The following is a 19,194-nucleotide window of genomic DNA, read 5'->3' as shown; positions in this document are numbered from 1 at the left end:
GAGGTTCGAATCCTCCCGGATGCACCATCTTCTCCGAGATAGCAGCAAAACTGTTGTTTCATGGTCTGCGAGATAATCGCCAGTACCAGGTAGAATAACGTTGCTTCAGCAACGGCCCGCAGGGCGAGGCGCAGCCGAGTAATCCTCCCGGATGCACCATCTTCTTCGCAGTATCAGTAGTAATCAGCAATTCCCGATGCATCCGTAGCTCAGCTGGATAGAGTACTCGGCTACGAACCGAGCGGTCGGAGGTTCGAATCCTCCCGGATGCACCATCTTCTCCGAGATAGCAGCAAAACTGTTGTTTCATGGTCTGCGAGATAATCGCGAGCACCAGGAAGGATAACGTTGCTCCAGCAACGGCCCGCAGGGCGAACGCTAGTGAGTCATCCTCCCGGATGCACCATCTCCCCCTTTAAATTATTTCCACATACTCTCTGAACCCCCCTCAATTCGCTGTCAGCGACAAAATCAATCAATTACGATAAAATAACGTCTGGTCATTCGGCTTGTGAGAAGACGATGTACGAACGTTATGCGGGTTTGATTTTTGATATGGATGGCACCATCCTGGATACTGAACCAACGCACCGTAAGGCGTGGCATGAGGTATTGGGGCATTATGGGCTGCGGTTTGATGAACAAGCCATGGTCGCTCTCAACGGCTCCCCAACGTGGCGTATTGCCCAGTCGGTAATTGAATTGAATCATGCCGATCTTGACCCCCATGCCTTAGCGCGCGAGAAAACTGACAAGGTGAAAAGCATGTTGCTGGATAGCGTCCAGCCTCTGCCGTTGGTTGACGTCGTGAAAGCCTGGCATGGGCGTCGGCCTATGGCGGTAGGAACGGGGAGTGAAAGCGCAATTGCAGAAGCGCTGCTCGCTCACCTTGGACTGCGTCGCTATTTTGATGCTGTCGTCGCAGCCGATCACGTACAACGCCACAAACCTGCTCCTGATACGTTTTTGCTTTGTGCCGAACGTATGGGGGTTATTCCGGCTCGTTGCGTCGTGTTTGAAGATGCCGATTTTGGAATACAGGCGGCGCACGCTGCGGGAATGGACGCCGTGGATGTCCGGTTATTGTGAGTGATGGACTGTCGCTCCTGTCACTGTTTGCCAGTAGTTTTCTCAGCGCCACGCTATTACCCGGCAATTCTGAAGTTGTTTTAGTTGCTTTGCTGGTCTCCGGGATAAGTCATCCCTGGGTCTTAGTCTTAACAGCAACAATGGGTAATAGCCTTGGAGGGTTAACTAACGTTATCCTTGGGCGTTTCTTTCCTTTGCGTAAAACATCGCGCTGGCAAGAAAAAGCCACTGGCTGGCTGCGGCGCTATGGCGCTGTCACACTATTATTAAGCTGGATGCCGGTTGTAGGTGATTTATTGTGCCTGTTAGCCGGGTGGATGCGCATCTCGTGGGGTCCAGTTCTCTTTTTCTTATGCCTTGGCAAGGCGCTGCGCTATGTTGTTGTCGCAGCGGTTACGACGCAAGGCATTATGTGGTGGCACTAATTGTGTTGTGAGATAGCCTTCAGGGTAACCAATACCATTATGCTAATTAAAACGATTTTGACAGGCGGGAGGTCAATTTGATCCCGGACGTATCACAGGCGCTGGCCTGGCTGGAAAACCATCCTCAGGCGTTAAAGGGGATTCAACGTGGTCTGGAGCGCGAAACGCTGCGTGTTAATGCAGATGGGTCATTAGCAACGACAGGCCATCCTGAGGTGTTAGGCTCAGCGCTAACGCATAAATGGATAACTACTGACTTTGCCGAAGCGCTGCTGGAATTTATCACTCCGCCAGGCGATGACATTGAGAAAATGCTCACATTCATGCGCGACCTGCATCGTTATACCGCCAGAAACCTGGGCGACGAGCGTATGTGGCCGTTGAGCATGCCTTGCTATATTGCCGAAGGCCAGGATATCGAACTGGCGCAGTATGGCACGTCGAACACCGGTCGCCTGAAGACGCTGTACCGTGAAGGCCTCAAAAACCGTTACGGTGCGTTGATGCAGACAATCTCGGGCGTACACTACAACTTCTCGCTGCCAATGGCTTTCTGGCAGGCGAAGTGCGGCGTAACCGAAGGCGAAGATGCTAAAGAGAAGATCTCCGCGGGCTACTTCCGTCTGATCCGCAACTACTACCGTTTTGGTTGGGTGATCCCGTATCTGTTTGGCGCCTCTCCGGCCATTTGTTCCTCTTTCCTGCAAGGAAAACCGACAACCCTGCCGTTTGAAAAAACCGACTGCGGGATGTACTACCTGCCGTACGCGACATCGCTGCGTCTGAGTGATTTGGGGTATACCAATAAGTCGCAAAGCAATCTTGGAATTACGTTTAACGATTTGCATGAGTATGTGGCAGGATTAAAGCGCGCGATTAAGACTCCTTCCGAGGAGTACGCGGCGATCGGTCTGGAGAAAGACGGTAAGCGTCTGCAAATCAACAGCAACGTTCTGCAGATTGAAAATGAGCTGTATGCGCCTATTCGTCCGAAACGCGTCACTCGTCGTGGTGAAACACCATCTGATGCGCTTCTGCGTGGCGGTATCGAGTACATCGAAGTACGCTCGCTGGATATCAACCCGTTCTCACCGATCGGCGTGGACGAGCAGCAGGTACGCTTCCTCGATCTGTTTATGGTCTGGTGTGCGCTGGCCGATGCCCCGGAAATGAGCAGCGATGAATTGCTGTGTACGCGTAAAAACTGGAATCGCGTGATTCTCGAAGGTCGCAAGCCAGGACTGACGTTAGGTATTGGCTGTGAAACGGCCCAGTTCCCGCTGCCTAAGGTTGGGAAAGATTTGTTCCGCGATCTGAAACGCGTGGCACAAACGCTGGACAGCATCGATGGGGGAGAGGAGTATCAGAAGGTCTGTGATGAACTGGTTGTCTGTTTTGACAATCCTGAACTGACTTTCTCTGCCCGGATCCTACGGTCTATGATTGATGAAGGCATTGGCGGTACGGGCAAAGCGCTGGGTGAGGCTTACCGAAATCTGCTGCGTGAAGAGCCATTAGAAATATTGCAGGAAGCTGAATTTATTGCTGAAACCGAGGCTTCGAAGCGTCGTCAGCAGGAGATCGAAGCGGCTGATACTGAGCCGTTTAGCGTGTGGCTGGAAAAGCACGCTTGATACAAAAGAAAAAGGCCACTCGGGAGTGGCCAAAATTTCATCTCTGAAAACAGGGATGATGATAACAAATGCGCGTCTTTCATATACTCAGACTCGCCCCGGAACAAAGAGTTCAGATTATTTTTAAAAAATTTATCGGAGGTGGCTAAATGCCGTTGTTAGATAGTTTTACTGTCGATCACACCCGGATGGAAGCTCCCGCGGTCCGGGTTGCAAAAACGATGAACACCCCGCATGGCGACGCAATCACCGTGTTTGATCTGCGTTTCTGCATTCCGAACAAAGAAGTCATGCCTGAGAAAGGTATCCATACGCTGGAGCACCTGTTTGCAGGTTTTATGCGTAACCATCTGAACGGTAATGGCGTTGAGATTATTGATATCTCTCCGATGGGATGCCGTACCGGCTTCTACATGAGCCTGATTGGTACGCCGGACGAGCAGCGTGTTGCCGATGCGTGGAAAGCGGCAATGGCGGACGTGCTGAAAGTACAGGATCAGAACCAGATCCCGGAGCTGAACGTTTACCAGTGCGGTACGTATCAGATGCACTCTCTTAGCGAAGCACAGGATATCGCGCGTCATATTCTGGAGCGTGATGTACGCGTGAACAGCAATGAAGAGCTGGCGCTGCCGAAAGAGAAATTGCAGGAACTGCATATTTAGTCTTATTGATTAGCTGTTCCAGTATTTAAATTAACCCCGGTTTATGTCCGGGGTTTTTTATTTTGTCATATAATCTATATCTATTATATTTACGACAGGAATATAATTTAAGCTAATTAATTGGTGACCTGTTAAATAACAAAACGTGATCTGGTAAACAGAAAATAATGGATAATTAACGATGCCAGCTCACACCGATCACATAAATCAAAAAACATAAATAATTAATAGAAAAACATAATGGAATACGCCAGATATCCAGGTAATAAAAAGACTCTTTTCATCGCTGGTGGATGGGGTTTTTATCAAATCTTATCTGGTATACATTAAACTTTAGGGATAAAAAATGAAGGTGAAATATTTAGCGCTTGTGGTCGGCGCTTGCTTTTCGCATAACCTTTGGGCAGCAAATACCGCTATTGAACAGCGTCTTGCTGAACTGGAGCAGCGCGTGATTAATGCCGAACAGCGAGCCGCAGATGCTGAATCGCAAATTCGCTCGCTGAGGCAGCAGCAGGTAGCCGCAGCGCCGACGGTGCAAGTACAATCTGCTGAACCCTCCGCCTCTACGGAAAATCCACCCAAGTTAACGCTATCCGGTTTTAGCGATATCAAGTTCTATGGCGACGTTGAGTTTAATATGGATGCGGCAAGCCGTTCTGGTAGCCTGACATCAACCAGAACTTCAGCAAATAAAGATTGGGCGCCGGGAACGAATGAACGTTGGGATATCAACGGGCGTCTGCTATTAGGGTTTGATGGCTACCAACGACTGAACAACGGTAATTTCGCCGGATTCTCAGTTCAGCCGCTGGCAGACCTGACCGGAAAAATGAATCTCGATGATGCAGTGTTCTTTTTTGGCCAGGAAAAAGACTGGCAAATTAAGGTCGGACGTTTTGAAGCGTACGATATGTTCCCGCTGAATCAGGATACGTTTATTGAATATTCAGGTAATACGGCGAATGATCTTTACAGTGATGGCTATGGCTATATTTATATGATGAAAGAGGGGCGTGGACGTAGCGACAGCGGCGGTAATTTCCTGATAAGTAAAACCATCGATAACTGGTATTTTGAAGTGAATACATTGATGGAAAATGGCAGTACGCTCTATACCGAGAAGCAGTACCACGGGATGGACTTAACCAATGATAAAAACGTGGCTTACGTGCGCCCGGTGATCGCCTGGCAAAACGGGCGTTTCTCGACGGCAGTGGCGATGGAAAGTAACGTCGTTAACAACGCCTACGGCTATTATGAGAACGGGAAGTGGATCGATCAGTCCGATCGTACGGGGTATGGTTTTACCATGACCTGGGACGGACAAAAAACCGATGCGGAAGACGGCGCGGTGATTAACCTGAATACTGCTTATATGGACGCGACCGATGAGACCGATTTTACCGCTGGGGTGAACGCGTTGTGGCATCGATTCGAACTGGGCTATATCTATGCGCATAACAACATTGACGCTTTCAATGCCACTAACCTGGAGGCCGTTTGCGAGGAAGACTGCTGGATCACCGATCCGGGCAGCTATGATATTCACACCATCCATGCCTCATACTTATTCCCTAACGTAATGAATATGAGAAACTTTAATATCTATCTCGGTGCTTATGCCTCATGGGTTGAGGCCGATCCGAACAATGGCGACAACAGCGAAGATGCACGTTACGGCGGACGCCTGAGATTCAAATATTATTTCTGATGCTGGCCACAATAAAAAAGGGATCCGCAGATCCCTTTTATCAGATAGTTAGTGCGCTCCACCGCCGCCGCCGCCCGCGCCGAAGGGCGGTTTAGCGAACCATACCAGACCAAGCAAAACCAGGAAGATCCCCGCCGACATCCAGAAGATTTCGTTGGCGGAAATAATCAGACCCTGATTAGTGATCTGCTGGGCTATCCACCCTGACGCCTGCTGGTGCGTCATCCCTAAATCCTGCAGCTTGTCGTACATTGCCTGAGCATTTGGGTTGTAGGGGTTAACGGATTCCGTCAATTGCGCATGGTGCAGCGACTCACGGTTAGTCCACATCGTTGTTGTAATCGATGTACCAATAGAGCCGGCCAGCGTTCGCGTAAAGTTAGACAAGCTCGATGCAGCCGCCAGACGCTCAGGCGGTAAACCGGACAGCGTAATGGTCGTCAGCGGCATAAAGAAGCAGGCTACTGCGAACCCCTGAATAAACTGCGGCCAGGCCGATGCGCCAAAGTCCATACCCGGCTCGAACGTCCACGCGCGCCAGTAGAAACAGACGGCGTACATAATAAAACTGAACGTCACCAGCCGACGCATATCCAGCTTGTGTGCAAAGCGGCCGATAATTGGCGACAGGATCACCGGAATAATCCCTACCGGCGCGGACGCCAGACCAGCCCAGGTTGCCGTATAGCCGTAAACCTCCTGCAATAGCTGCGGCAGCAGGACGATGGCGCCGAAGTAGAGCATATAGGCCAGGCTAATACACAGGCAGCCGATGGTAAAGTTGCGCGACTTAAACAGCGAGAGATCGACAATCGGGTGCTCGTCGGTAAGCTCCCAGACGATCAGGAAGCTGATAGCAACCACGGCGACCACCGTCAGGATGATAATCTCCTGCGAGGCGAACCAGTCCAGCTCTTTGCCGCGGTCGAGCATAATCTGCAAACTGCCGATACCGATGACCAGCAGTGCCAGACCAATGGCGTCAATGCGCCGCTGCTCGGTTTTGGTTTCCCGACCGCGCAGGGTTTGCAGGGTCATCAATACCACCGCAGCCCCGATTGGCACGTTGATAAAAAATATCCAGCCCCAGTGATAGTTGTCGCTGATATAGCCCCCCAGAATAGGACCACATATCGGGGCAACAATCACCGTCATCGACCATAGCGCGAGGGCGATGGAACGCTTGGCGGGTGGATAGTTATTCAGCAACAGGCTCTGTGACAGCGGAATTAATGGACCGGCGACAATACCCTGGATTACGCGGAAGAAAATCAGCATGTTCAGGCTGGTGGACATCCCGCATGCCCATGACGCAATGACGAAGGCGATAGTTGACCACATAAAGAGTCTTACTTCGCCAAAGCGTTTTGCCAGCCAGCCGGTGATCGGAATAGAGATAGCGTTCGCTACCCCGAATGAGGTGATCACCCAGGTTCCCTGGCTCAATGAAGAGCCGAGGTTCCCGGCGATAGTGGGGATCGCCACGTTAGCAATGGTGGAGTCCAGCACCTGCATGAATGTCGCCAGGGACAGCGCGATCGTCATTATGACGAGCTGCGCGCCTTCCAGCGGTTTTTGCTGTTGCATCACACGCACCTTTGAATTAGCCCGCGTTGGCCCGCACGATCTCTTCGATCATCTTATTGACCGGAGCAAGGTCGATTTCACGTGCATTACTTTCTGATACTGGCGTGGTGCGGACCTGGCTTGCCAGAATTTGTCCGTCACGATTGGAGGTATCGACTGTAACCAGCGTAGACAAACCGATCCGCAAAGGATGCTGTGCCAGTTGCTGCGCATCCAGTTCGATACGCACCGGCAGACGCTGGACGACTTTGATCCAGTTACCGGTCGCGTTTTGTGCTGGCAGCAAGGAGAAGGCGCTGCCCGTTCCCATATCGAGGCCGACAACTTTACCGGTATATTTCACGTCATCGCCATAAATATCGCTGACAACCGTCGCGGGTTGACCAATACGAATGTGGGCGAGCTGTGTTTCTTTGAAGTTGGCATCCACCCACAGGTTGGTGGCCGGAACAACCGCCATTAACGGCGTGGTTGGGCTAATCTGTGCACCAGGCTGTACGGCGCGACGGGATACATAACCGGTCATTGGGCTGACAATTCTGGTACGTTCCAGCGCCAGCCAGGCATCGCGCACTTCGGTGGCGGCCTGTTGTACGGCTGGTTGATCTTCCAGCTTGCTGCCGAGAATCATTGCCTGGTTAGCATTATATTGTTGGATTGCGACATCAAGCTGAGCCTGAGCGCTGGCGACGGCATCACGCGCATGTTGCAGCTCTTCGCGGCCAATCAGGTTGGCGTTGCCCAGCGGGACTCGGCGATTAAAATCGCTTTGTGCCTGCGCCAGAGCTGTTTTCTGCACTTCAATGTTGGCCTGTAACTGCTTGCTGTTGATCATCAACTGGTGCGTCTGACGCACGCTGGAGGCCAGCGCAGTTTTGGCTTTTTCAAATGCCTGTTTGGCATCTGTCTGGTCGAGGGTGACCAGCACATCGCCTTGTTTTACAAAGTCAGTGTTATCAGCCCAGACTTTCGTCACGCTGCCTGATACCTGCGCCATGATTTGAACCTGGTTCCCTGCCACGTACGCATCGTCTGTATCTTCGTAATGACGCAGTACTAAAAACCAATAAATCCCATATGCCACGGCAATGATAATAAAGAGCAAGGTCAGAAGGAGAAGCAGACTTTTACGTTTGCCATTCTTCTTGACCGGTTGCTGCGGGGTTTGAGTCTCCGCATTTGCGCTCATGTTGTTCTCCACGATCTTCTTTTTATTCACATCGGCTGAGCCGACCTGTTTATCAGACAGGCCAGCAGTATGCGTGCTGGCCTGTCGGTTTTTTCATTTATAAATCTGGATTTCTGAGCGAGTCGACGCCTTAGCGCAGCGCTTCTAACACCGCGCCATCCTGCTCCATCTGATCAAGACGGGTCAGAAGTTTACGGGTAATTTGCTCAAGCTGATCTTTTTCGGTGGTGCTAAGAGACGACCAGAGCTGGTGCAGGCAATTATGCTGAGGCGGTAACACCTCTTGCAAAAATGCATGGCCTTTCTCGGTCAATTGCAGATGCAGACAGCGGCGATCGTTATCGCTTTCGCGACGTTCGATCCAGCCACGTTTTTCTAACTCATCCGCGATGCGGGTAGCGTTAGTACGTGACGAGCCAAGCGCACAACTCAGTTCAGAAGGCTGAATACTGTGGTTTTCCTGAGACTCCAGCGTAATCAACGCCATAAACAACGTCTCGTTAATCCCTTGAGCTTTCAGCATCTTATTGCGATTTTCCAGCAGCTTGCCCTGCATGTGCATGCATAGACGAGTCAGAAGCACTTCCTGATAAGGGAACTCTTCGTAGCGGCTGGCGCGAAATTTTAGCATTTGTTCAATGGGCGTAAACGAACTATCCATTTGGGTATAACCTCATTAATTTCAGCCGATATAGTAACGACAGTGACAAATAAAGTAAATGTATTATTAATTTAAAATGATTGTTTTTATCTATAAGACAACCAGCATTTTCCAGGCTAATCCATAGCCCAGAGCACTCAGTAACGTTGGAATGATGATGCTGCGGGTCTTATAGAAGCTTGCACCCAGTATGACAAACCCCACCAGAGTAGGCACGAACCGACGAGCGTCGTGCATCACTTCTGGCGCGGTAGACACCACCAGCAGGGCGCAAATTGATGTAATGCCAATAGTGTCGAGTAATATGCCCGTCGCGCCGCGCTTCGTCGGGCGAACATTGCCGACCCCAAGACGGAGCGGCAAATAGCGAAAACAGTAATTTACGCAGCCGACCAACAGGCCAAGTAGCAGAACTTCATAGCTCATCAGGACCTCCTTGCCAAAATGACTGGATGAGCGCCGTCAGGCATCCACAGACAATACCTGCAAGGATAGCGGCAGGGATGGAAAACAGCATGACGCCAGCCAGCGCCCCGGCCAGGGCCGCAGTCACGCAAAGCGCCTGTTTTCGTTGGAATGACGCGAGCAGGAAGCTCATAAACAGCGCCGGGAGCATGAAGCCCAGTGCCGCTTCAACCGCCGGGTAATCTTTGAGTAAACCACTGCCGGAAAACGCGCCGAGCACTGTACCAAACACCCAGGAGGCCCAGGAGCATAGCGCAATGCCGATCATCCAGTTTTCACTCCAGCGCCGGTTATCCCGTACCAGTTTCGCCGTTGCAGCGGCAAAGACTTCATCGGTAAGGCCAAAAGCCCACAGCGCGCTTTTGGGTTTACTCAGTCGCTGGGCGATCCGGCTACGCAGGGAAGGGCCGTACAAAACATGACGGACATCCATGGCCATGACGGTTAGCGCGGCGACCCACAGCGAACTGCCTGCGGCGAGCATGGTGGTAATGACAAACTGGCTGGCTCCCGCATAGATAATGCAGGAGAAAAAGACGCTTTCAACCGGCGTAAAGCCAAGGCGAGTGGCATTGAGACCAAATGCAAAAGCGACCGGAATATAGCTGATAACAATTGGCAGGCTGTCTTTGAATCCTTCCGTTAACGTTGCCGAACTGGATTCAGACTGGGGTACAGGGCTTTCCATAGGGTTATAGGTTTCATTACCGAAATTAATATAACTTGGTTCAATGAGTTATAACCTTAGCAGACTGATGGGCTCCTTAACACCCTGTGGAGCCCAATCAGCGGTAAACATGCGTTATACGCTTAATTTACGGCTTCCTGACGGTGAAAACCTCGCCACCAGACCAACAGGTTGAGTATGGCAACGGTCGTACCTGCCAGACAAACGCCAGCCCAGCCTGCATGCTGCCAGGCAGAGGCCGAAATCAGCGAACCTGCCGCTCCGCCAATAAAATAGCTGGTCATGTATCCGGCGGTCAGGCGATTACGCGCGTCAGGATGAATGCGATAGATAACCGTCTGGTTGGTGATGTGCACTCCCTGAACGGTGAGGTCCAACACCAGAATACCGATAATCAGCATGGGGACTGAAGCGTGCCCAAACCAAATAGCAAGCCAGGAGAGCAGTAGTAACAGTAGCCCCATGGTTGTGGTCAGGTGGGATTTACCTTTATCGGCAAAACCGCCCGCCGGACGTGCGCCTAACGCCCCTGCGGCACCCGCCAGACCGAACAGACCAATCATTCCTTCCGAATAGTTAAACGGCGGCGCGGCGAGCAAAAACGCCATCGAGGTCCACAGAATACTGAAATTGGCAAAAGTCAGGCAGCCCAGCATCGCGCGGGTACGCAGCAATTTATCGTGAATAAACAGGCTGAATACGGAGCCTAACAGCTGCGGATAGTTGAGATGGGTATCGGATTGCATCTTCGGCAGGCCGCGCCACAGTGCAACCGCCATCAGCGCCATTAATACTGATGCGACCCAAAATACAGTGCGCCAGCCGCCAAGATTCGCCAGTAATCCCGCCACGGTTCGCGCCAGTAGAATACCTAGCAACAGGCCGCTCATAATCGTGCCGACGACCTTACCGCGCTTGTCCGGTGTGGCAAGTGTTGCCGCCAGCGGAACCAAAATCTGTGCCACGACCGAGAACAGCCCGGTCAGGGCAGTACCGAGGATCAGCATACCCAGCGACTGGCTGCTGGCGGTGATCAGCATGCCACCAGCCGCTAACAGCGTCATGGAGACAATCAGCATCCGGCGTTCAAACATATCGCCGAGCGGCACTAAGAACAGCAGGCCGGCGGCGTAGCCGAGCTGGGCCGCGGTGACGATAAACCCTGCGGTACTGGCAGAGAGCGAAAAGTTGCGTGCGATGGTGTCGAGCAGCGGCTGCGCATAATAGTTACTGGCGACGGCGAGGCCGGTGGCGATAGACATTAACAGGATTAGCGAAGGGCTAAGTCCCTGAGTTGTTTTCGTCATGGTTTTCAACTGAATAATGGATTGCAGAAAACAATCATAACGGAAGTGATTAAATGTTGCTGATTTGTTGAGTGATGGATTGTGCGATTGGAGGAGGGTGGATAGGCCGGATAAGGCGCATCGCGCCACCATCCGGCATTTATGCGGTTACTGGCCTGATGGCAATACGCTCATCAGGCCTGTGAGTGGGTTATTTCTGCGCGGCCAGCGCTTCGTTCACCCAGCCGTCAAACTGCTGCTGGTGGGCTTTGATCCAGCCGTCAACGTGACCCTGCACGTCGGCTTCAGACGCTTTCCCGTCGTGCATCATTGCGTTCTGAGCGTTGATATCCGCCAGCGGCAGCTTCATGATGGCAAACAGTTTCGCTGCAGCCGGGTTTTTCTCCGCCCAGGCTTTATTGGCGACAATATGCATCGTGTTCACCGGGAAGCCGTAGTTGGCGCCGTTTGGCAGCTTGGTATCAATATCTTTCTGCTCGCCAGGCAGGGAAGAGAACGGCACCTGCAGCCAGACCACATCTTTACCCGGCTTCATTACGTCGCTGACCCAGTACGGTGTCCATGTGTAGTAAAGAATGGGTTTACCTTCTTTGAAGCGGGTAATGGTGTCAGCCATCATCGCTGCATAGTTACCGTGGCTGACTTCGACGGTTTTTTCCAAATCGAAAGCTTTGTTCTGGTGGTTGATTACTGCTTCACAACCCCAGCCTGGTGAACAGCCCATCATATCGGCTTTTCCGTCACCGTTGGTGTCAAAGATTTTGGCGATCTTCGGATCTTTTAACTGGGCGATATTGGTGATTTTGTACTGCTCAGCGGTTTTTTTGTCGATCAGATAACCCTGTGCGGCACCCGTAACGAATACCCCCTCGCGATAAAACTTTTTGTCTCCGCCCGCCGCGGCGTACATATCATCATGCAGCGGCTGCCAGTTCACGGCGGTAAAAGTTGCATCGCCAGAGGCAATGGAGGTATAGCCGACGTTGTAGTCAACTTCGCTGGTTTTGTTAACGGTGTAACCCAGTTTCTCCAGCGCACGGGCGACTAACTGCGTCTGGAAGGATTCTTCAGAGATAGTGCTCTGGATTGGCTGTACGGTAATGCCTTTGCCCGGCAGGTCGGCAGCGAAAGTGCTGGTGGAGACAAGGGTGGCAAACGCTGTGGCAATAATAATTTTCTGTCGCATCGTTGTTCCTTAATTATTGGAGGGACGTGTTGGCCCGGTATGCATGCGCCACCGGGCAACGGGTGAATTACTTCGTGAAAGGGCGAGTGATAAGCCCAACGGGACCAGTGGTGTACCAGCGACGGTTGCCACGGCTACGCGAATCGCGACCAACGGCCTGTGTCAGGCGATCCAGAATGATGGCGAGGATCACAATCCCAACTCCGCCGACGGTGGCAAGCCCCATATCCAGACGACCAATTCCGCGCAGAACCATCTGACCCAGCCCGCCCACGGCAATCATCGACGCGATGACGACCATTGAGAGCGCCAGCATCAGCGTCTGGTTAACCCCAGCCATAATGGTGGGCATTGCCAGCGGGAGCTGCACTTTAAACAGCATCTGACGCGGGCTGGCACCAAACGAACGCGAGGCTTCAATCAGATCGGCTGGCACCTGGTTAATCCCCAGAATAGTCAGACGTACGATTGGCGGCAGGGCGAAGATAATCGTCACTACTACGCCCGGGACATTACCAATACCGAACAACATGACAATCGGCACCAGATAGACAAACGCGGGTGTGGTTTGCATGGCGTCCAGCAGCGGGCGAACAATTTTTGCTGCCCGTGGACTGCGCGCCAACCAGATCCCCATCGGCAGACCGATCACCACGCAGAACAGCAACGCGGTCAACACCAGCGCCAGGGTTATCATGGCCTGCGACCACGCGCCGATGGCACCGATGGCAATCAAGGAAATCAGCGTAGCAACGCCCATCCCAACACCGGAAATCTGCCAGGCAATCAGCGCGAACAGGATAATCGCCACCGGGGCTGGCATACCTAACAGCAGCTGTTGAAAACCGTTGAGAATGTAATCCACCGGGACACGAATGCCCTGGAAGACCGGACGGAAATGGGTAACGACCCAGTCGATCCCCTCTGTGACCCAGCTGTCCAGTGGGATCAGCGTTTTATGGAACGGATCCATAATATTGAAATGCTCTGGTGCCGGCGCGGGGGCGCTGGTCAGCCAGTCCGCGCCACCGCCGTCAGTGGGCGCACCGGATGGCGTGCTCCAGGCATCGGCAGTTTGTGCGGCGCTGTCGGCCGCTGGTGTGGTATCCCACGGATTAGTTTGATCAGCCATTGTTTACCCCCTCACGATCTAAAGCCTGTAACAGCATGCGTTTTGAAATGACGCCCACATACTGCTGTTCCTCATCAACAACCGGCACCGCGCACGGGGCCTGGCCGACATGAGAAAGCAACTCGCTGAGAGGAGTTTGTGCATCTACGGCTAACGGCTCATCGATCAATGCCGCTTCAATACCTTGCGCCTGACTTAACGCTGTTTTTAAGGAGTCGATTGAAACAACGCCAACGAATTTATTGCCGCGTTCGATCACGTAACCATATTCGCGATCTTTGTCCTGCAATAATTGCAGCGCCGAACGTGGACCCACCCCGGGCGTTTTACGAATTAAACCTTCGGGGCTACGGCGTGAAATATCTTTCGCACTGAAGACCTGGCTAATATCAACGCCACGGAAGAAGGTGCGTACATAATCATTGGCTGGATTATTCAGGATTTCATCCGGCGTGCCGACCTGGACCACTTCACCGTTTTGCATAATGGCAATTCTGTCGCCAATACGCATAGCTTCGTCGAGATCATGCGATATAAAGACCACGGTGCGCTGATGCTTCGCCTGTAGTTTTACCAGTTCATCCTGCATCTCAGTACGAATTAATGGATCGAGGGCTGAGAAGGCCTCATCCATTAATAAGATATCAGGGTTAATGGCTAATGCGCGGGCGAGGCCTACACGCTGGCGCATACCCCCGGAAAGTTCATCCGGGTATCCATGAGCATAATTCTCCAGACCAACCTGACGTAGCGCATCTAACGCTTTTTCACGACGTTCATCCGCACCAACACCGGCTAATTCCATGCCGAATGCCGTATTGTCCAGCACCGTCATGTGCGGCATCAGGGCAAAGGACTGGAACACCATCGCAATCTTTTTTCTGCGCACCTCGCGAAGCTCAGCATCGGATATCCGGGCGATGTCTACGCCGTCAATCAATACCTGCCCGCGGGTGGGTTCAATCAGGCGATTGAGAAGGCGTACCATTGTGGATTTACCCGAACCGGATAATCCCATGATGACAAATATCTCGCCTTCTTCAATGGCCAGACTGGCGTTCTTAACGCCAAGCGATAGCCCCGTTTTATCCAGAATCTGCTCTTTTGAAAGTCCTTTTTCAATATATTTGAAGGCTCTCTGCGGATGCTCTCCAAATATCTTATAGAGATTTTTAACTTCTAATTTAATTGCCATGCAATAGAATGATTCCTGTTATTTGTTTATATCGATATATTACCTGATGGAAATAGTGACCTTTTTCTACCCTAACATACTGAGAATCTGAGACAACCCTGAATTTGGTTGTGGCATGAATATTGCCAAAGGCCAGGTGGCGGGACTTCCCGTGATATAAGGGCTGAGCGCGAATGTGAGCGGCTTAATATTTTTTGTAAATGGCAATGAAAAGTCGCCTGAATTGCTGGAATGCAGGCGAATAATGCGTCTGATATTGAGTGTAGATCACACAATTATATTTGCACGACAAAAGTGTGATCCTGTTAAAATATTTCCGAGAAAAATGTACGGTATTTCCCGTGAAAATGAGTGCTAGAAATTCCAGTCGTCATCTTCGGTTTCGACCGCTTTTCCCATCACATAGGATGAACCGGAACCCGAGAAGAAATCGTGGTTTTCGTCAGCGTTGGGCGACAGCGCGGCAAGGATTGCCGGGTTAACCTCCGCCATTTCAGGCGGAAATAGCGCCTCATATCCCAAATTCATTAATGCCTTATTGGCGTTGTAACAAAGGAAGGCTTTGACGTCATCCACCCAGCCGGTCTCTGCATACAATTCTTCCGTATAACGCGCTTCGTTATCATACAATTCCATCAACAGGTCAAAGGCAAAATGCTTTAACTCTTCGCGTGCTGATTCGGAAATATGCTCCAGACCTTTTTGATATTTATAACCAATGTAATACCCATGAACCGCTTCATCACGAATGATCAGACGAATGAGATCGGCGGTATTGGTCAGTTTACCTCGACTGGAGAAATACATCGGTAACCAGAAGCCAGAATAGAACAGGAAGGATTCCAGAAACACGCTGGCTATTTTTTTCTTCAACGGTTCGTCGCTGGCGTAATGCGCCAAAACGATCTGCGCCTTGCGCTGGAGTGGGGTATTTTCTTCACTCCAGGCGTAAGCTGCATCCACATCTTTGGTCTGGCAAAGGGTGGAGAAAATAGAGCTATAGGAACGGGCGTGCACCGCCTCCATAAAGCTGATATTCGACAGCACCGCCTCTTCATGCGGCGTTAACGAATCAGTCATTAACGCTGGTGCTCCGGCAACATTCTGAATGGTGTCGAGCAGCGTCAGCCCGGTAAAAACGCGGATTGTTAGCTGCTGTTCGGCTGCGTTCAACGTTTGCCAGGCCGGAATGTCATTGGAGAGCGGGACCTTTTCCGGGAGCCAGAAGTTACTGGTCAGACGGTTCCATACCTCAAGATCTTTATCATCCTCAATCTTGTTCCAGTTGATGGCGCTCACGCGGGATAATGTCATTTTCTCCTCCTTACAGCGCGCATGACACGCAGCCTTCGATTTCGGTGCCTTCCAGCGCCAGCTGGCGTAGTCGGATGTAGTACAGGGATTTGATGCCCTTACGCCAGGCGTAAATCTGCGCTTTGTTGATATCGCGCGTGGTGGCGGTATCGGGGAAAAAGAGCGTCAGTGAAAGCCCTTGGTCGACATGCCGCGTTGCTTCAGCGTAAGTATCAATGATTTTTTGTGGACCGATCTCGTAGGCATCCTGATACAATGCCAGATTCTCATTGGTCATAAACGGGGCAGGGTAGTAAACGCGCCCGGTTTTGCCCTCTTTGCGAATCTCCACTTTCGACACGATCGGGTGAATGCTTGACGTGGCATGGTTGATGTAGGAGATAGAACCGGTGGGCGGAACCGCCTGTAAATTCTGGTTATAAATACCGTAGCGCATCACATCTTCACGCAGTTGCGCCCACATCTCGCGCGTCGGCAGCGTAATGCCGCTGGCGGCAAACAGTGTGCGGACCTTGTCGGTTTTTGGCTGCCAGTCGCCCTGCAGATACTGGTTAAAATACTCGCCGCTGGCGTAGCGTGACTGTTTGAATCCGGCAAAGGTTTGACCCCGCTCGCGAGCGATCTTCATTGACGTATTCAGCGCATGCCATGTGATGGTGTAGAAATAGAGATTGGTGAAATCCAGCCCTTCCGGCGAGCCGTAGGCGATCCCTTCCCGCGCCAGATACCCGTGCAGATTCATCTGCCCAAGACCAATCGCGTGCGACGCGCTGTTCCCGGCGTCGATCGAAGGCACGCTGCGGATGTGGCTCATGTCCGAAACGGCGGTTAAGCCGCGAACCGCCGTTTCCACGGTACGACCAAAATCGGGTGAATCCATGGTATGGGCAATGTTCAAGGAGCCGAGATTGCAGGAGATATCGTGCCCGATCTGCGCGTAATTGAGATTTTCATCGTAGGTGGAGGCACTGTTAACCTGCAAAATCTCCGAGCACAGGTTGCTCATATTGATCCGACCGGCAATCGGATTGGCGCGATTCACCGTATCTTCAAACATGATGTAGGGATAACCAGACTCAAACTGGATCTCGGCCAGCCGCTGGAAGAATTCGCGGGCGTTAATGTATTTTTTGCGCACGCGTTCGTCGGCCACCAGTTCGTCATACCGCTCACTCACGGCGATATCACCGAACGGTTTGCCGTAAATCCGTTCCACGTCATAAGGTGAGAACAGCGCCATCCGGGCATTTTCTTTCGCCAGTCGAAAGGTAACATCCGGGATCACCACGCCAAGCGAGAGCGTTTTGATACGGATTTTCTCGTCGGCGTTTTCGCGCTTAGTATCGAGAAAACGTAAAATATCCGGATGGTGTGCGTGCAGATACACCGCGCCTGCGCCCTGACGTGCCCCGAGTTGATTCGCATAAGAAAACGCATCTTCCAGCATTTTCATTACCGGGATCACCCCAGAGGACTGGTTCTCAATGCGTTTAATGGGCGCACCTGCCTCGCGCAGGTTGGAGAGCAAAAATGCCACGCCGCCGCCGCGTTTGGAGAGCTGAAGTGCGGAGTTGACCGCCCGACCAATAGACTCCATGTTGTCTTCAATACGCAACAGGAAGCAGGAGACCAGCTCACCGCGTTGCTGTTTACCGCAGTTTAAAAAGGTTGGTGTGGCGGGTTGAAAGCGCCCGGAGAGCATTTCATCGGTCAGTTGCATCGCGAGTGCTTCATCGCCCTGCGCCAGCGTGAGTGCCACCATCGTTACCCGATCCTCAAAGTCTTCGAGATAGCGCTTACCGTCGAACGTTTTCAACGTATAGCTGGTGTAGAACTTCCATGCGCCGAGGAACGTCTGGAAACGGAATCCGCTGGCGTGGGCGTAGGTGAATAGCTTCAGCACGAACGCGCGATCGTAGCGGGCTAACACGCTGGCATCGTAATAGCCTTCATCCACCAACGTTTCCAGGCGCTCCTGCTGGCTGGCAAACGCCACCGAGTTGGGGCGGACGTGTGCGGCAAAGAAAGCCTCCACCGCCTGATGGTCTTTATCGAACTGAATGTGCCCGGCTTTATCATACAGATTCAGCATGGCGTTCAGGGCGTGATAATCCAGCGTTGGCTGCATTACACGTTCTGCGGTTGTCGTTGCCAAAATTCGCTCACTCCTTTTCGAACGTTGTCGATATCGCTTTGGGTGCCCATCAGCTCAAAGCGATAGAGCCACGGCACGCCGCATTTTTGTGAGATGACATCACCCGCGCGACCGTAGGCGTCACCGAAATTACGATTGCCGGAGGCGATCACTCCACGGATTAACGCCCGGTTGTGCGTATCGTTTAAAAAGCGGATCACCTGTCTTGGGACCGCGCCAGCAGTGCCGCCGCCGCCGTAGGACGGCACGATTAATATGTAAGGTTCGTCTACCCGGATCGGCTCGCGTTCGTTAAGCGGAATGCGGATGGCAGGCAGCCCCAGACGCTGCATAAAGCGGTGCGTATTTTCGGAGCTGCTGGAGAAGTAGACGAGCTGACTCATGCGCTGGCCACACGGTGTTCCGGATGCAGACGGTTGATCATGTCCGGACGAAACCCTGACCAACTGGTTTCACCCGCGACTACGACCGGTAACTGGCGAAACCCTTGATCGCGCAGGTTATCAGCCAAATCGGGCTGTAAATCGACGTTTACCATCTCAAAGTCAAAACCACGACTTTCCATTGCCCGTTTGGTGGCATGGCACTGAACACAGTTATTGCGAGTGTAAATAATAATACGCATGATTCGTATTTCCATTTAAAAATAAAAGATCGGCGCGATAGAGGGCGTCGGGTTGTGTGTGTCCTGATAGAAAAGATACTAGATGTAGTTTTAAAAATATTCAACCATACAAGATATGGGAATTTTAGATTGATGATGGGCTGGGTGATGGGCGTGGCTGGGG

Annotated in this window: 18 protein-coding genes and 1 tRNA gene; 6 read left to right on the top strand and 13 right to left on the bottom strand. The window is 52.0% G+C overall.

Annotated features, from left to right (window positions below):
- The first annotated feature begins 198 nt into the window (after positions 1-198).
- The 6 genes from OGV98_RS22540 to OGV98_RS22515 all read left to right on the top strand — a co-directional run bounded on the left by OGV98_RS22540 (position 199) and on the right by OGV98_RS22515 (position 5,527).
- Positions 199-275, top strand: a tRNA-Arg gene (locus OGV98_RS22540).
- Positions 276-522: 247 nt separating this feature from the next.
- Positions 523-1,089 (top strand): fructose-1-phosphate/6-phosphogluconate phosphatase, encoded by a 567-nt coding sequence (gene yqaB / locus OGV98_RS22535; protein ID WP_044699675.1) that lies wholly within the window; start codon positions 523-525, stop codon positions 1,087-1,089.
- Positions 1,086-1,514 (top strand): YqaA family protein, encoded by a 429-nt coding sequence (locus OGV98_RS22530; protein WP_003839664.1) that lies wholly within the window; start codon positions 1,086-1,088, stop codon positions 1,512-1,514. Before yqaB ends, OGV98_RS22530 begins: the two co-directional genes overlap by 4 nt.
- A gap of 77 nt (positions 1,515-1,591) precedes the next feature.
- Positions 1,592-3,148 (top strand): glutamate--cysteine ligase, encoded by a 1,557-nt coding sequence (gene gshA, locus OGV98_RS22525; RefSeq protein ID WP_003037314.1) that lies wholly within the window; start codon positions 1,592-1,594, stop codon positions 3,146-3,148.
- 149 nt (positions 3,149-3,297) lie between these two features.
- Positions 3,298-3,813 carry an S-ribosylhomocysteine lyase gene (gene luxS, locus OGV98_RS22520; protein ID WP_003037312.1) on the top strand — a complete coding sequence of 172 codons (516 nt, stop codon included), beginning with the start codon at positions 3,298-3,300 and terminating at the stop codon, positions 3,811-3,813.
- Positions 3,814-4,159: 346 nt separating this feature from the next.
- Positions 4,160-5,527 (top strand): carbohydrate porin, encoded by a 1,368-nt coding sequence (locus OGV98_RS22515; protein WP_048232664.1) that lies wholly within the window; start codon positions 4,160-4,162, stop codon positions 5,525-5,527.
- Between the two features lie 48 nt (positions 5,528-5,575).
- Here the strand turns inward: OGV98_RS22515 and emrB are convergent, their stop codons facing one another.
- The 13 genes from emrB to nrdH form a co-directional block, all read right to left on the bottom strand.
- Positions 5,576-7,114 carry a multidrug efflux MFS transporter permease subunit EmrB gene (gene emrB / locus OGV98_RS22510; RefSeq protein ID WP_003037306.1) on the bottom strand — a complete coding sequence of 513 codons (1,539 nt, stop codon included), beginning with the start codon at positions 7,112-7,114 and terminating at the stop codon, positions 5,576-5,578.
- Between the two features lie 16 nt (positions 7,115-7,130).
- Positions 7,131-8,303, bottom strand: a complete 1,173-nt coding sequence (gene emrA, locus OGV98_RS22505) for a multidrug efflux MFS transporter periplasmic adaptor subunit EmrA (RefSeq protein WP_003037303.1) — start codon at positions 8,301-8,303, stop codon at positions 7,131-7,133.
- A 130-nt stretch (positions 8,304-8,433) separates the two neighbouring features.
- The gene (emrR, locus tag OGV98_RS22500; protein ID WP_003037300.1) at positions 8,434-8,964 is read right to left on the bottom strand and encodes a multidrug efflux transporter EmrAB transcriptional repressor EmrR; all 531 of its coding nucleotides are present in this window, start codon (positions 8,962-8,964) and stop codon (positions 8,434-8,436) included.
- A 90-nt stretch (positions 8,965-9,054) separates the two neighbouring features.
- Positions 9,055-9,390 carry an L-valine transporter subunit YgaH gene (gene ygaH / locus OGV98_RS22495; RefSeq protein WP_003037297.1) on the bottom strand — a complete coding sequence of 112 codons (336 nt, stop codon included), beginning with the start codon at positions 9,388-9,390 and terminating at the stop codon, positions 9,055-9,057.
- The gene (locus OGV98_RS22490) at positions 9,380-10,117 is read right to left on the bottom strand and encodes an AzlC family ABC transporter permease (protein ID WP_003839672.1); all 738 of its coding nucleotides are present in this window, start codon (positions 10,115-10,117) and stop codon (positions 9,380-9,382) included. The genes ygaH and OGV98_RS22490 overlap by 11 nt, the downstream gene beginning before the upstream one ends.
- Positions 10,118-10,239: 122 nt before the next feature.
- Positions 10,240-11,424 (bottom strand): MFS transporter, encoded by a 1,185-nt coding sequence (locus OGV98_RS22485; protein WP_202581029.1) that lies wholly within the window; start codon positions 11,422-11,424, stop codon positions 10,240-10,242.
- 190 nt (positions 11,425-11,614) lie between these two features.
- Positions 11,615-12,610: a glycine betaine/L-proline ABC transporter substrate-binding protein ProX gene (gene proX / locus OGV98_RS22480; RefSeq protein ID WP_043017315.1), complete on the bottom strand. Its 996-nt coding sequence runs from the start codon at positions 12,608-12,610 to the stop codon at positions 11,615-11,617.
- Between the two features lie 67 nt (positions 12,611-12,677).
- A complete protein-coding gene (proW, locus tag OGV98_RS22475) occupies positions 12,678-13,742 on the bottom strand; it encodes a glycine betaine/L-proline ABC transporter permease ProW (RefSeq protein ID WP_003037285.1) in 1,065 nt (354 codons plus the stop codon).
- Positions 13,735-14,937, bottom strand: a complete 1,203-nt coding sequence (proV, locus tag OGV98_RS22470) for a glycine betaine/L-proline ABC transporter ATP-binding protein ProV (RefSeq protein WP_003037282.1) — start codon at positions 14,935-14,937, stop codon at positions 13,735-13,737. Before proV ends, proW begins: the two co-directional genes overlap by 8 nt.
- A gap of 354 nt (positions 14,938-15,291) precedes the next feature.
- Positions 15,292-16,251, bottom strand: coding sequence for a class 1b ribonucleoside-diphosphate reductase subunit beta (gene nrdF / locus OGV98_RS22465; RefSeq protein ID WP_016150870.1), 960 nt, complete (start codon positions 16,249-16,251; stop codon positions 15,292-15,294).
- Between the two features lie 10 nt (positions 16,252-16,261).
- Positions 16,262-18,406 carry a class 1b ribonucleoside-diphosphate reductase subunit alpha gene (gene nrdE / locus OGV98_RS22460; protein WP_160179873.1) on the bottom strand — a complete coding sequence of 715 codons (2,145 nt, stop codon included), beginning with the start codon at positions 18,404-18,406 and terminating at the stop codon, positions 16,262-16,264.
- The gene (gene nrdI, locus OGV98_RS22455; RefSeq protein WP_003037273.1) at positions 18,379-18,789 is read right to left on the bottom strand and encodes a class Ib ribonucleoside-diphosphate reductase assembly flavoprotein NrdI; all 411 of its coding nucleotides are present in this window, start codon (positions 18,787-18,789) and stop codon (positions 18,379-18,381) included. The genes nrdE and nrdI overlap by 28 nt, the downstream gene beginning before the upstream one ends.
- Positions 18,786-19,031 carry a glutaredoxin-like protein NrdH gene (nrdH, locus tag OGV98_RS22450; protein ID WP_003037270.1) on the bottom strand — a complete coding sequence of 82 codons (246 nt, stop codon included), beginning with the start codon at positions 19,029-19,031 and terminating at the stop codon, positions 18,786-18,788. Before nrdH ends, nrdI begins: the two co-directional genes overlap by 4 nt.
- Positions 19,032-19,194: the final 163 nt, after the last annotated feature.

The organism is Citrobacter sp. Cf136 (assembly GCF_030333815.1).
Classification (GTDB): Bacteria; Pseudomonadota; Gammaproteobacteria; order Enterobacterales; family Enterobacteriaceae; genus Citrobacter; species Citrobacter freundii.
This window is presented reverse-complemented; position numbering and strand designations above follow the sequence as displayed.

Excerpts from the sequence above, each read along its gene's own strand:
- OGV98_RS22490 (WP_003839672.1), bottom strand. The coding sequence starts at position 10,117 with ATGGAAAGCCCTGTACCCCAGTCTGAATCCAGTTCGGCAACGTTAACG.
- emrA (WP_003037303.1), bottom strand. The coding sequence starts at position 8,303 with ATGAGCGCAAATGCGGAGACTCAAACCCCGCAGCAACCGGTCAAGAAG.
- proX (WP_043017315.1), bottom strand. The coding sequence starts at position 12,610 with ATGCGACAGAAAATTATTATTGCCACAGCGTTTGCCACCCTTGTCTCC.
- nrdI (WP_003037273.1), bottom strand. The coding sequence starts at position 18,789 with ATGAGTCAGCTCGTCTACTTCTCCAGCAGCTCCGAAAATACGCACCGC.
- OGV98_RS22515 (WP_048232664.1), top strand. The coding sequence starts at position 4,160 with ATGAAGGTGAAATATTTAGCGCTTGTGGTCGGCGCTTGCTTTTCGCAT.
- nrdH (WP_003037270.1), bottom strand. The coding sequence starts at position 19,031 with ATGCGTATTATTATTTACACTCGCAATAACTGTGTTCAGTGCCATGCC.
- nrdF (WP_016150870.1), bottom strand. The coding sequence starts at position 16,251 with ATGACATTATCCCGCGTGAGCGCCATCAACTGGAACAAGATTGAGGAT.
- yqaB (WP_044699675.1), top strand. The coding sequence starts at position 523 with ATGTACGAACGTTATGCGGGTTTGATTTTTGATATGGATGGCACCATC.
- proW (WP_003037285.1), bottom strand. The coding sequence starts at position 13,742 with ATGGCTGATCAAACTAATCCGTGGGATACCACACCAGCGGCCGACAGC.
- luxS (WP_003037312.1), top strand. The coding sequence starts at position 3,298 with ATGCCGTTGTTAGATAGTTTTACTGTCGATCACACCCGGATGGAAGCT.
- OGV98_RS22485 (WP_202581029.1), bottom strand. The coding sequence starts at position 11,424 with ATGACGAAAACAACTCAGGGACTTAGCCCTTCGCTAATCCTGTTAATG.
- ygaH (WP_003037297.1), bottom strand. The coding sequence starts at position 9,390 with ATGAGCTATGAAGTTCTGCTACTTGGCCTGTTGGTCGGCTGCGTAAAT.
- emrB (WP_003037306.1), bottom strand. The coding sequence starts at position 7,114 with ATGCAACAGCAAAAACCGCTGGAAGGCGCGCAGCTCGTCATAATGACG.
- emrR (WP_003037300.1), bottom strand. The coding sequence starts at position 8,964 with ATGGATAGTTCGTTTACGCCCATTGAACAAATGCTAAAATTTCGCGCC.
- proV (WP_003037282.1), bottom strand. The coding sequence starts at position 14,937 with ATGGCAATTAAATTAGAAGTTAAAAATCTCTATAAGATATTTGGAGAG.